The 12,391-nt window shown below is 72.9% G+C and carries 11 protein-coding genes; 8 read left to right on the forward strand and 3 right to left on the reverse strand.

All coding sequences use genetic code 11. The features are described 5' to 3' along the window. Nucleotides 1-492: 492 nt before the first annotated feature. The 3 genes from DKT69_RS22300 to sucD all read left to right on the forward strand — a co-directional run bounded on the left by DKT69_RS22300 (nucleotide 493) and on the right by sucD (nucleotide 3,554). Complete coding sequence (locus DKT69_RS22300; RefSeq protein ID WP_109803464.1) at nucleotides 493-1,305, forward strand: hypothetical protein; 813 nt, start codon at nucleotides 493-495, stop codon at nucleotides 1,303-1,305. A gap of 180 nt (nucleotides 1,306-1,485) precedes the next feature. Continuing rightward, the gene (sucC, locus tag DKT69_RS22305; RefSeq protein ID WP_109803465.1) at nucleotides 1,486-2,664 is read left to right on the forward strand and encodes an ADP-forming succinate--CoA ligase subunit beta; all 1,179 of its coding nucleotides are present in this window, start codon (nucleotides 1,486-1,488) and stop codon (nucleotides 2,662-2,664) included. Nucleotides 2,665-2,666: 2 nt separating this feature from the next. Further along, entirely contained in the window at nucleotides 2,667-3,554 is an 888-nt protein-coding gene (gene sucD / locus DKT69_RS22310; RefSeq protein WP_109803466.1) for a succinate--CoA ligase subunit alpha, read from the forward strand. 48 nt (nucleotides 3,555-3,602) lie between these two features. On the opposite strand, the gene DKT69_RS22315 is transcribed toward sucD, so the two are convergent. Next, the gene (locus DKT69_RS22315) at nucleotides 3,603-3,866 is read right to left on the reverse strand and encodes a hypothetical protein (RefSeq protein WP_109803467.1); all 264 of its coding nucleotides are present in this window, start codon (nucleotides 3,864-3,866) and stop codon (nucleotides 3,603-3,605) included. Between the two features lie 160 nt (nucleotides 3,867-4,026). Here DKT69_RS22315 and DKT69_RS22320 point away from each other — a divergent pair, with 160 nt between their 5' ends. Beyond that, nucleotides 4,027-5,376, forward strand: a complete 1,350-nt coding sequence (locus DKT69_RS22320; RefSeq protein WP_236648159.1) for a cell division protein PerM — start codon at nucleotides 4,027-4,029, stop codon at nucleotides 5,374-5,376. Between the two features lie 9 nt (nucleotides 5,377-5,385). On the opposite strand, the gene DKT69_RS22325 is transcribed toward DKT69_RS22320, so the two are convergent. Beyond that, on the reverse strand, nucleotides 5,386-6,006 hold the full coding sequence (locus DKT69_RS22325; protein WP_109803468.1) for a DUF4190 domain-containing protein: 621 nt from the start codon (nucleotides 6,004-6,006) through the stop codon (nucleotides 5,386-5,388). 35 nt (nucleotides 6,007-6,041) lie between these two features. Next, nucleotides 6,042-6,338, reverse strand: coding sequence for a CD225/dispanin family protein (locus tag DKT69_RS22330; RefSeq protein ID WP_109803469.1), 297 nt, complete (start codon nucleotides 6,336-6,338; stop codon nucleotides 6,042-6,044). 188 nt (nucleotides 6,339-6,526) lie between these two features. Here DKT69_RS22330 and purN point away from each other — a divergent pair, with 188 nt between their 5' ends. The 4 genes from purN to DKT69_RS22350 all read left to right on the forward strand — a co-directional run bounded on the left by purN (nucleotide 6,527) and on the right by DKT69_RS22350 (nucleotide 12,296). Next, entirely contained in the window at nucleotides 6,527-7,147 is a 621-nt protein-coding gene (gene purN, locus DKT69_RS22335) for a phosphoribosylglycinamide formyltransferase (RefSeq protein WP_109803470.1), read from the forward strand. Further along, nucleotides 7,144-8,715: a bifunctional phosphoribosylaminoimidazolecarboxamide formyltransferase/IMP cyclohydrolase gene (gene purH / locus DKT69_RS22340; protein ID WP_109803471.1), complete on the forward strand. Its 1,572-nt coding sequence runs from the start codon at nucleotides 7,144-7,146 to the stop codon at nucleotides 8,713-8,715. The genes purN and purH overlap by 4 nt, the downstream gene beginning before the upstream one ends. Before the next feature lie 266 nt (nucleotides 8,716-8,981). Beyond that, nucleotides 8,982-9,461 carry a hypothetical protein gene (locus DKT69_RS22345; RefSeq protein ID WP_109803472.1) on the forward strand — a complete coding sequence of 160 codons (480 nt, stop codon included), beginning with the start codon at nucleotides 8,982-8,984 and terminating at the stop codon, nucleotides 9,459-9,461. Nucleotides 9,462-9,662: 201 nt separating this feature from the next. Next, nucleotides 9,663-12,296, forward strand: a complete 2,634-nt coding sequence (locus tag DKT69_RS22350) for a beta propeller repeat protein (RefSeq protein WP_201749796.1) — start codon at nucleotides 9,663-9,665, stop codon at nucleotides 12,294-12,296. The last annotated feature ends 95 nt before the right edge of the window (nucleotides 12,297-12,391 follow it).

Here is a 12,391-nt window from a genome sequence, read left to right on the forward strand (position 1 = left end):
ACCGGAGCGCGGGCAGGGGGAAGGGCCGGACGCACCCCTCACACGCCCGGCCCCTCTATGCACGATGCCCCGCCGCCACCCCTCGACCGACAGGGCATCGGCCGTCTCCCGTCATCGCGCTGATCAGCGCTCCGACATCAGACTCAACGACGCCCCCACGACGGGGTTACGCATCTTCCGCAACATCCCCCGGACGGCTGAATCGACGCCCGCGGCGGGCGCGGCAGCCCTCTCCACCGGGCCCGCTGCCGGCCTGGCACCCCGCCGATGCCGGCCCGATCCGTGCCTGATCCACTTTGGATTCGCGATCTGGGGCTGCCCGGGTGACGTGGGCAGCCCCCACATCGCGGATCTGGAGTCGATCATGAGGTGCCGCGAGGCCTTTTGGGGTCCGCGTCACTTCTGCCGGGGGCCTGCCCGTCGCGGTGCGGGCCGTACCCTGTGGCTCCCCGTACCGCATTCCGCGGTCGATGATCCCGCCGGGAGCCTGCCGTGAACCAGCCGCCGCACCCGCAGCCGAACCCCGCCGCCGGGCAGCCGCCGGGTCCACCGGCCGCCGGCTGGCCGCAGCAGGGGCAGCCGGACGGCACGAGCGGGGGCTGGCCCGCGCCGCCGCCGGCCGGTCCGGGTTGGTCGGGGCCGCCGCCGCAGGGGTATCCGGGTGGGTCGGGCGGCGGTTGGTCGGGGCCGCCGCCGCAGGGGTATCCGGGCGGGCCGGCGCAGTTGCCGCCGCCCTGGCAGCCGCCGGCGGCGCGACGGGCGAAGCGGATCCCGGAGGACCAGCCGTTCGTCGCCCGGCCCAGCCTGCGCAAGCGGGGGCTGGCCCTGGGCGGCCTCACCCTGCTGATCGGGCTGGTGATCGCCTGCCCGATTGGGCTGGCGGCGTCGTCGGAGAACGGCGGCGCGGAGATCCTGCTCGCCGTACCGCTGATCATGTTCTTCTTCGCCCTGGTGGTCGGCCTCCAGCTCTGGCTGGTCTCGTCCGGCGGTCCGGTGCTCGCGGTCGGCCCGGCCGGACTCTGGATCAAGACCCGGCCGACCAGGGGGCAGGCGATCTGGCTGCCGTGGGAGGCGATCGACCAGATCTACCGGCGGCGCTGGGGGCTGGAGAAGATGCTCTGCGTGCGGGCGCGCGACCCGCGGGCCGGCGGTGACCTGGGTGCCTTCACCGCGCTCGACGCGGGAATGCAGCAGGCCTTCTTCGGCACCGGGTTCACCGCCACGGTCAACTTCGCCGACCGGTCGGAGCAGGAGATCATGGCGGTGGTGGTCCGCTACTCGGCCGGCCGCTGCCGGGTGGCCTGACCGGTCGGGCCGGCGGCTGTGCATTACCGCACACCCCGCACCCGCTCGGTTGCCCCCGGTTCCCATCTCGTTAGGCTGCGGCAAATGACCTGTCTCATCTGATGACAGGCGTCAAACTGATTTTCCAACGCTGGTGGCGGCGCGACGGCGCGCCGCGGAGACGGGACGGGACGCGCAATCGTGGACCTGTACGAGTACCAGGGGCGGGACCTGTTCGAGCGGCACGGGTTGCCCGTGCTCGCCGGCGGCGTCGCCACTACCCCGGAGGAGGCCCGCGCGATCGCCGAACGCCTCGGCGGTCGGGTGGTCGTCAAGGCGCAGGTGAAGGTCGGCGGCCGAGGCAAGGCCGGCGGCGTCAAGCTGGCCGAGGGCGCGGAGGAGACGGTGGCCCGCGCCACCGACATCCTCGGCATGGACATCAAGGGTCACACGGTCCACAAGGTCATGATCACGGTGACCGCGGACGTGGCCGAGGAGTACTACTTCTCGTACCTGCTGGACCGGGCGAACCGCACCTTCCTCTGCATCGCCAGCGTCGCCGGCGGCATGGACATCGAGCAGGTCGCCGCGGAGACTCCGGAGAAGGTGGTCAAGGCCCCGATCGACGCCAACACCGGCGTCGACGAGGCGAAGGCCCGCGAGATCGTGAGCGCCGCCGGCTTCCCGGCCGAGGTCGCCGACCAGGTCGTCGACATCGCGGTCAAGCTGTGGCAGGCGTTCGTCGCCGAGGACGCCACGCTGGTCGAGGTGAACCCGCTGGCGAAGAACGCGGACGGCAAGGTGCTGCTGCTCGACGCCAAGGTCACCCTCGACGAGAACGCCGCGTTCCGGCACCCGGACCACGAGGCCCTGGTCGACCAGGCCTCGGTGGACCCGCTGGAGCAGGCCGCCAAGGAGAAGGACCTCAACTACGTCAAGCTCGACGGCGAGGTCGGCATCATCGGCAACGGCGCGGGTCTGGTCATGTCCACCCTCGACGTGGTCGCGTACGCCGGTGAGCGGCACGGCGGCGTCAAGCCGGCGAACTTCCTCGACATCGGCGGTGGCGCGAGCGCCGCGGTGATGGCGAACGGCCTCGAGATCGTCCTCTCCGACCCGTCGGTGAAGAGCGTCTTCGTGAACGTCTTCGGTGGCATCACCGCCTGCGACGAGGTCGCCAACGGCATCATCCAGGCGCTGGGGCTGCTCGAGCAGCGGGGCGAGAAGGTCACCAAGCCGCTCGTCGTCCGCCTCGACGGCAACAACGCCGAGGCCGGTCGGGCGATCCTCGACGGCGCGAACAACCCGCTCGTGCAGCGGGTGGACACCATGGACGGCGCGGCCGAGCGGGCCGCCGAGCTGGCAGCTGCGGGGGTCTGATCATGGCTATCTGGCTGACCAAGGACTCCAAGGTCATCGTGCAGGGGATGACCGGTTCCGAGGGTTCCAAGCACACCCGGCGGATGCTCGCCGCCGGCACCAACGTGGTGGGCGGCGTCAACCCGCGCAAGGCGGGCCAGACGGTCGACTTCGACGGCACCGAGCTGCCGGTCTTCGCGTCCGTCGCGGACGCCATGAAGGAGACCGGGGCCGACGTCACGGTCATCTTCGTGCCGCCGCAGTTCACCAAGGGCGCGGTCGTCGAGGCGATCGACGCCGGCATCGACCTGGCCGTGGTGATCACCGAGGGCGTCCCGGTGCACGACACCGCCGCCTTCTGGGCGTACAACGTGGCCAAGGGCGAGCGGACCCGGATCATCGGGCCGAACTGCCCGGGCATCGCCTCGCCGGGCGCCTCCAACGCCGGCATCATCCCGGCCGACATCACCGGCACCGGCCGGATCGGCCTGGTCAGCAAGAGCGGCACGCTGACCTACCAGATGATGTACGAGCTGCGCGACATCGGCTTCTCGACCTGCGTCGGCATCGGCGGCGACCCGATCATCGGGACCACCCACATCGACGCCCTGGCCGCGTTCGAGGCCGACCCGGAGACCGACGCCATCGTGATGATCGGTGAGATCGGTGGCGACGCCGAGGAGCGGGCCGCCGAGTTCATCAAGGCCAACGTCACCAAGCCGGTGGTCGGCTACATCGCCGGCTTCACCGCGCCGCCCGGCAAGACCATGGGTCACGCCGGCGCGATCATCTCCGGCTCGGCGGGCACCGCCGAGGCGAAGAAGGAGGCCCTCGAGGCCGTCGGCGTGAAGGTCGGCAAGACCCCGACCGAGACCGCCAAGCTGATGCGGGAGATCATGTCCGCCGGCTGAGCCGTACGTGACGTGGTGGAGGGGGTCGACCGGCAGCGGTCGGCCCCCTCACCTGTACCAGTACAGGTCGCGGCCGCTGGCCCGCCAGATCGCGCTGCCGATGATGTTGATCACGCCGAACGCGATGGCCAGGTAGCCGAGCACGGGTGACTTGCCGAACCGCTTCGCGTCCCGGATCGACAGCCAGCCGAAGACGATGCCGAGGATGCCGCAGCAGATCAGGCCGAGGACGATGCCCAGTACGCCCCAGAGGGTGGTGCGGTCCCGGCCGGCGGCCGGCGGCGGTGGCGGCGGCGGATACGGAGCGTTCACGGCTTCCTCCGAGCGGTTGGTGCCGCGACAGGAAAGGGTCGCGTCCTGGGCCGAGGCTAAACCGGATCGAGGTCGGGAAGCCGGTGGATCACGGAACTCGCCGCCCTTCCGGGGCGGTATCGGACTGCCGCCGCTCGTGCGGCATGCCAGAGTAGAGCCGATGTCACCCGTCACCCCTGACCAGCCCCGCCGCCCCGCCGCCGGAGTCGCCGCCGACACCCGGCCGCCGGGCCGTGCCCGGCCGGCGTCCCGGGTGCCCGCGCCCCGGTCGGGGGAGGCGCCACGACGCCGGGCGCCGCTGCCCGTCGCCGCCGGCGTGGCGGCCGGGTGGGCGGCTCTCACGTCCTGGCTGCCGGTCACCGTCGTGCTCGGCCTGGCCCAGCTCAGTGAGGACGCCGGCTCGCCGGCGGGCGCGCTGCGCACCGGGCTGGCCGGCTGGCTGCTCGGCCACGGGGTGCCGCTGGAGACCTCCGCCGGCCCGCTCGGCCTGGCGCCGCTGGCGCTGGCGGCGCTGGCGGTCTGGCGGTTGACCCGGGCCGGGGTGCACGTCAGTCGGGCCATCGGCGCCCGCGACGGCCGCTCACCGCGGCAGGCGCTCACCGCCGCGGTCGCGGTCGGCATCGGGTACGCCCTGCTCGGCGCCCTCGCCGCGGCCGTCGTCGGCGTGGGCGGCCCGCGGGTGTCCCCGGTCCGGGCGGCGGTCACCTTCGCGGTCTTCGGCGCGCTGTCGGCGCTGGTCGGCGCGCTGCGCACCACGGGCGTGTCGGGCCTGCTGGCCCGGCGTTCCGCGCCGCCGTTGCGGGACGGGGTGCGGACCGGGCTGGTCGCCGGGCTGCTGCTGCTCGGCGCGGGCGCCGGGGCGGCCGGCCTGTCGGTGGCGACCGGGGGTGGCGACGCCGCCGACATGATCGGGGCGTACCGGACCGGGGTGGCCGGTCAGGCGGGCATCACCCTGGTCAGCCTCGCGTACGCGCCGAACGCCACCGTCTGGTCGGCCGCCTACCTGCTCGGCCCCGGGTTCGCCGTCGGCACCGACACGGCGGTGCGGACCAGCGAGGTCTCCGTCGGCGCGCTGCCGGCCGTACCGCTGCTGGCCGGACTGCCGCGCGGGCCGGTCGACGGGTTCGGCGCCGGACTGCTCGCGGTGCCGGTGCTGGCCGGGATGGCCGCCGGCTGGCTGCTCGCCCGGCGGCTGCTGCGGCTGGCCGTCGAGGACCGGACGGTGGTCGGCTGGGGGCCGCTGCTCGCCCCGGCGGCGCTCGCCGGACCGGTCGCCGGCCTGCTGCTCGGCGCGGCGGCCGCCGCCTCGGGCGGGCCGCTCGGCGGTGGCCGGCTGGCCGAGATCGGTCCGGTGCCCTGGCAGGTGGCCGGGATGGCCACCGGGGTCGTCGGGGTCGGCGCGCTGCTCGGCGCCGCCGCCACGAAGCTCCTCGTCCGGCCACGCGGGCCTGAACTCTTGGTACAGCGAAAGGGGCATCCCGGACCACGCCGGGACGCCCCCATCACCTGATGGCCCGGCTCAGGCGCCGGGAACATTCATGTTGAGCGCCACAATCGCGATGATCTGCGCGATTCCCAGCACGATGCCGATCGCCCCGCAGATCAGGCCGGTGGTGACCTGGCTGCCGTTGGCCGCGACCCCCTGGCTGACCTTCTGCTTGCCGAGGTAGCCGGTGACCACCGCGGCGATGCCCAGCGGGATGCCCAGGTAGCAGCAGGCCAGCGGGATGGACGCGATGCCGAGGATCATCGACACCAGGCCGAGGGTGTTCTGCTGGCCCTGCGGCATCGGGTAGCCGGCGTTCGGGTACGTCGGCGCGGCGCCGTAGGGCGGCTGCTGGCCGTACGGGTCCTGGTACGGCTGCTGCCCGTACGGCTGTCCCGAAGTCGGCTGCCCGTACGGCTGGCCGGGGGTCGGCTGGCCGTACGGCTGTCCCGAGGTCGGCTGCTGCCCGTACTGCGGCGCCTGCGGCTGGGTGTACGGGTCCTGCGGCTGGCCGTAGGGCTGGCCGGCCGGGGGCTGTTGCCCGTACTGCGGCGCCTGCGGCGGCGGCGCGTACGGGTCCTGGTACTGCGGAGCGGTCGGATCCTGCGGCGGCTGCTGGCCGTACGGGTCCTGACCGGGGTAACCGGGCTGCATTACTGGATGCTCCTCAGGCTGGGGGTCGGCGGTCGTCAGTTCGTGCTGTTGCCGCTCATCATTCCGCCGACGCCCAGGGCGAGGCAGCACACGACCGTCAGGGCGATCCAGATGATGCCGATGATGAGGGCCAGCTTCGACCACTTCTTCGACTCGGCGGCGGCCGCCTGGGCGCCCGCGTAGTCACCCTGCTGGAGCAGCGGGTTCACCTTGGACGCGTTGATGATGGCCGGGATGGCCAACGGCCAGAACAGGAAGATCGAGACGATCGACATCGTCATGTTGTTGTCGATCTGCGGCGGCGGCTGCTGCTGCGGGTAACCAGGCTGCATGGCGGGCGTACTCCTCGTTCCATCGGCACCCCCGGGGGTGCCGGTTCACTGACGGGTGCGGGGCCGGGCGTACGCCGGGCACCGAGCGAAGCGACCGGCAGCGTATCGTGCCCGGGCCATCCGGGTGACCGCCCGAAGCGGCGCTGCCCGAGCGCTGGACGCCCCGACCTGCCCGATAGGGTGGCCGCGTGACCGAGCCCGCGTCCGTCGCCCGCCTCGTCGTCCTCGTCTCCGGCTCCGGCAGCAACCTTCAGGCGCTGCTGGACGCCGCCGCCGACCCCGCGTACGGGGCCCGGGTGGTCGCCGTGGGTGCCGACCGGGACGGGATCGCGGGCCTGGACCGGGCCGCCGCGGCCGGGGTGCCGACCTTCGTCGACCGGGTGAAGGACCACCCGACCCGGGAGGACTGGGACAAGGCGCTGACCGCGCACGTCACCGAGCACCGGCCCGACCTGGTCATCAGCGCCGGCTTCCTGAAGCTCGTCGGCCCGCACTTCCTGGCCGCGTTCGGCGACCGCTACCTCAACACGCACAACACCCTGCTGCCGGCGTTCCCCGGCATCCACGGTCCCCGGGACGCCCTCGCCTACGGCGTGAAGCTCACCGGGGCCACCCTCTTCTTCGTCGACGCCGGCATGGACACCGGCCCGATCGTCGCCCAGGTCGCCGTGCCGGTGCTGGACGACGACGACGAGGAGACGCTCACCGAGCGCATCAAGTCCGCCGAGCGCCGCCAGCTCGTCGAGCAGGTCGGCCGGCTGGTCCGTGAAGGTTGGACGATCACCGGAAGAAAGGTCACCGTGCCGTGAGTTCCACTCAGGACGACCGCCGCCCGATCCGGCGGGCGCTGGTCAGCGTCTACGACAAGACCGGCCTGGTCGAGCTGGCCCGGGCCCTGCACGACGCCGGGGTGGAGCTCGTCTCGACCGGCAGCACCGCGTCGACCATCGCCGGCGCGGGCGTGCCGGTGACCCCGGTGGAGCAGGTGACCGGCTTCCCGGAGATCCTCGACGGCCGGGTGAAGACCCTGCACCCGAAGATCCACGGTGGCCTCCTCGCCGACCTGCGCAAGGACTCCCACGCGGCCCAGCTCGACGAGCACGGCATCGCCGGGATCGACCTGCTGGTCTCGAACCTCTACCCGTTCCAGGCCACCGTCGCCTCCGGCGCCGACCAGGACGAGTGCGTCGAGCAGATCGACATCGGCGGTCCGGCGATGGTCCGCGCCGCCGCCAAGAACCACGCCTCGGTCGCCGTGGTGACCGACCCGGCCGCGTACCCCGCGCTGCTGGCCGCCCTCGGCGCGGGTGGCTTCACGCTCGCCCAGCGCCGGGCGCTCGCCGCCCGCGCCTTCGCCGTCATCGCCGACTACGACGTGGCGGTCGCCGAGTGGTTCGCCGCGACGCTGGCCCCGGCCGCCGACGGGTGGCCGGAGTTCGCCGGGCTGGCGCTGACCCGGCAGGCGGTGCTGCGCTACGGCGAGAACCCGCACCAGGCGGCGGCCCTCTACGCCGATCCGGCCAGCCCGGCCGGACTGGCCCAGGCCGAGCAGCTGCACGGCAAGGAGATGTCCTACAACAACTACGTCGACGCGGACGCCGCCTGGCGGGCCGCGAACGACTTCGCCGACCGGCCGGCGGTGGCGATCATCAAGCACGCCAACCCGTGCGGCATCGCCGTCGGCGTGGACGTCGCCGAGGCGCACCGCAAGGCGCACGCCTGCGACCCGGTGTCGGCGTACGGCGGGGTGATCGCGGTGAACCGCCCGGTGAGCGTGGAGCTGGCCCGTCAGGTCTCCGAGATCTTCACCGAGGTGCTCGTGGCGCCCGGGTTCGACGAGGGCGCGGTGGAGATCCTCCAGGGGAAGAAGAACATCCGGCTGCTGCGCGCCCCGGAGTTCAACCCGCTGCCGGCGGAATGGCGGCAGGTCACCGGCGGCGTCCTGGTGCAGTTGCGGGACCGGATCGACGCCGCGGGCGACGACCCGGCGAACTGGCGGCTGGCCACCGGCGAGGCGGCCGACGAGGCGACCCTGCGGGACCTCGCCTTCGCCTGGCGGGCGGTGCGCGCGGTGAAGAGCAACGCGATCCTGCTGGCCAGGGACGGCGCGACCGTCGGCGTGGGCATGGGCCAGGTGAACCGGGTCGACTCGGCGCAGCTCGCGGTCAGCCGGGCCGGGGCGGACCGGGCCCGCGGATCGGTCTGCGCCTCGGACGCGTTCTTCCCCTTCGCCGACGGGCCGAAGATCCTGATCGAGGCGGGCGTCCGGGCGATCGTCCAGCCCGGCGGCTCGATCCGCGACGAGGAGGTCATCGCCGCGGCGAAGGAGGCCGGGGCGACCATGTACCTCACCGGCACCCGGCACTTCTTCCACTGACACGTCGTGGGAAGCGGGGCGCGGCCGACGGCCTTGCCCCGCTTCGGCGTTGAGCCTCCACTCGGGAGCGCTCCCTCGGTCGCCGCGCTGACCAGCCGAAAGTACGACCATCAACCCGTTGCCGGTCGTCAACTGGTGTTGCTAGCGTGATCCCGGCAGCAAGCGATCGACCCCCCGGATACTCCTTACCACCCGTCTCCCGCCCGCGGCCCCCGGCCGCCCGCCCGAGCGGCGTCCGACATCCCTCGTTCCGACAGGTTGGCCCCATGCGCGTGCGCGACCGGTTGAGCGCCGTCGTCGTCGCGCTGGCGTTCGTCCTGGCCGGTCTGGGCGCGCCGGCCTGCGCGGAGGCCCACCTGCCCGGCGCGGTGGTCACCGCCGCGCACCGGTCGATCGTCCACGACGCGACGCACGTCGTCCCTCCTGACGAACGGCGCGTCGTCGCCCCGGTCGCCACGCCGCACCCTGCCGCCCCGCCGTCCGGCGACCCCCGGGCCGTCGGGGAGCGCCACGCGCACCCCGACACTCCGCCGGAGCTGCGGGCGGAGGTTCCCGGCGGGCCCTGTGGTGACCACCGCGCCGGCGTCGGCCAGACCGACGGACCGGACGATCTTCTCCTCGGCGCGCCCCTGCGGGTCGACGGCACGACGGTCGCCGTCCTCGCCGCGACCCCTTACCGGCCGCCGGTCGTTCCGCTGCCGCCCCGGGGCACCCTGCTCACCCGGGCGCCACCCGCCACCGCCTGACCCTCCCCGCTGTCCCGGTCCTGCCGGGCCCGACGAGGTGTGACCCGTCCGCCAGGTGGACGCCGCAGCGCGACGAGGGTCGAATCCGGACGGTGCCCGTCCGATCACCAGGCAGCACACCACGGCCACGCCATCCGCCGCCGTGGTCTCCCTCCCCGGGCCCACCCTGCCCGGGACCTCCCTGAATCCTGGAGGATTCACATGTCGAAATTCCGCTGGCGCAAGCCGGCGACAATTGCGGGCGCGCTGGTGCTGACCGCCGCGCTCGGTGGCGTCGCGGCCACCAACCACGAGGTCCTCGAGGCCCTCGGCCTGGCCCAGGAGCCGGGCGCCAACCTGCCCTGGCACCCCCGGGAGTTCGCCGAGATGGCGGCCGGGGAGAACTCGGAAGAGGCCGGCGAGGAGGCCTTCGAGGCCCGGGTCATCGCCGAGCAGTTCGCCCAGGCCCGGTCGGCCCCGGGCATCGTCGCGCCGGGCGCGTACTCGAACGCGTTCAGCCAACTGAACGGGCTGCCGGCCACCAAGGGCAGCTGGCGCGAGGTCACCAAGATCAAGTATGACGGGGACGACCCCCGCTACCGCGACTACGCCTCCAACTCCTCCGGGGGCGCGGGCCTGGTGACCGGTCGGATCACCGGCCTCGCGGCGGACAACAGCGGGTACGTCTACGCGGCCGGCGCCGACGGTGGCGTGTGGCGGTCCTCGATCGGCGGCGGGAGCTGGACGCCGATCACCGACCAGCTGCCCACCCTGTCCAGCGGCGACGTGGTGCTCGCCGCCGACGGCTCGCTCTGGTACGCCTCGGGCGAGGCGAACACCGGCGCGACCTCGTACGTCGGCGCCGGCGTCTACCGGCTGGCCAGCCCGAAGACCGGTCAGTTCACCGCGGCCGACCGGGTCGGCGGCACCGAGCTGGAGAGCACGGTCATCAACAAGCTGCGGTTCTTCGACGGCAAGGTCTGGGCCGCCACCAACCGGGGTCTCTACTCGCACTCGATGAGCAGCGGCTCCGGGGCGTGGAAGTTCGAGTGGGCGCCGAACCCGAGCTACCTGCCGGGCGGGGCGGACGCGGGCACGGCCAACGCGGCGTACAAGAACATCGTCAACGACGTGGCCGACGACCCGCGCAATCCGAAGCACGTCGTGGTGGCCTCGGCCTGGCGGTCGGGCGACACCTACAACGGCTTCTACGAGACCGCCGACTACACGGCGGGCGGCTGGGCCAAGGTCAACCCGACCGGCTCCATCCCGGCCGACGACATCGGCTACGTGACGTTCGCGTTCTCCGCCGACGGCGGCAAGCTGTACGCGATCAACCAGTCGCCGAAGCTGCTCAACAAGCCGGCCGGCAACGTCAACAGCTACCTGGACGGCATCTACGTCTCCAACAACGGTTCGCCCGCCGGGCCGTGGAGCAAGATCGCCGACTCGTCGAAGCTGGGCAACTCCGGCTCCGCGCTCAAGCAGACCGTGATCGGCAAGGGCTACGGTCCCGGCATCCAGGCCTGGTACAACCAGTTCCTCGCGGTCGACCCGGCGAACCCGAACCACGTCTGGGCGGGCCTGGAGGAGGTGTACGAGAGCACCGACGGCGGCGCCAACTGGAAGACCGTCGGGCCGTACTGGAACTTCGGCTTCTCCTGCTGGAACATCTACGACGCGCAGAACAAGTGCAACAAGACCACCCACTCCGACCAGCACTCGGTCGCGGTGGGCAACGGCTTCGTCTACGTCGGCAACGACGGCGGCATCTACCGCCGGCCGATCAACGGGAAGACCGACAAGGACGGGCACGCCGCCGACTGGCAGAGCCTGAACGACGGCAGCATCGACGCCCTCCAGTACTACTCGGTCTCGGTCGGCAAGGACCCGGCCAAGGCGGGCACGGTGGTCTCCGGCGGTCTCCAGGACAACGGCGCCTCGGTGCTGCGGGCCGGCGACACCGTGATGGGCTCCAACTTCGGCGGTGACGGCGGCGACTCGCTGGCCGACCCGGCGAACGGCTGCCGGCAGGTCCAGGAGTACACCAACCTGGCCATGCGAGTGACCGAGAACTGCAACGCCAACCCGGGCCCGGGCACGGCGTCGACCTCCACCTCGCGGGACATCCAGCCGTACACCTCGGCGCCCGGCGACGAGCTGGCCCGGTTCATCGCGCCGTTCTCCCCGGACGCGAAGGACGCGAACGTGTGGGTCGCCGGCGGCCAGCACGTCTGGGTGAACACCAAGGGGTACGCGATCTCCAACGGCAAGGGCTGGACGAACGTCTTCGACCTGGGCGGCGGCCATACCGCGACCTCGGTGGGCGTCTCCGGCGGCACGGCGTACGTCGGTTGGTGCGGTCCGTGCAACAACGCCGGGTTCACCCGGGGCGTCGCGGTCGGCAAGGTGAACGACCCGGCGAGCTGGCACCAGCTGACCCTGCCGGCGGACTTCCCGAACCGGTTCGTGCAGGGCGCCGGCGTCGACCCGGCCAACCCGGCGCACGCCTTCCTCGCGATCAACGGGTTCTCCCGGCGGTTCACCGAGGGCCCGGGCGCCGGCTACGGCCACGTCTACGAGACGACCGACGCGGGCGCGACCTGGAAGGACGTCTCGGCGAACCTGCCGGACGTGCCCGCCAGCTCGATCAGGGAGCTGTCGAACGGCGCCCTGGTGCTCGCCACCGACCTGGCCACCTTCTACCGGGCGCCCGGGGCGACCGACTGGCAGCGGCTCGGCGCCGGCCTGCCGCTGACCGTCGGCATGGACGTCGAGTACAACGCGGTGGACAACTCGGTCTACGTGGCCACCCACGGCCGTGGCATCTGGGCGTTCGACCTGGCCCAGCTCTGAGACGTCGGCGATCCGGCCCGGTTCCCGATCCGGGCCGGACCGCCGGCCCGACACCAGCCGGCCCCCGTCCCCTGTCCGGGGGCTGTCTCTTATAC

The organism is Micromonospora sicca (assembly GCF_003172935.1).
Taxonomy (GTDB): domain Bacteria; phylum Actinomycetota; class Actinomycetes; order Mycobacteriales; family Micromonosporaceae; genus Micromonospora; species Micromonospora sicca.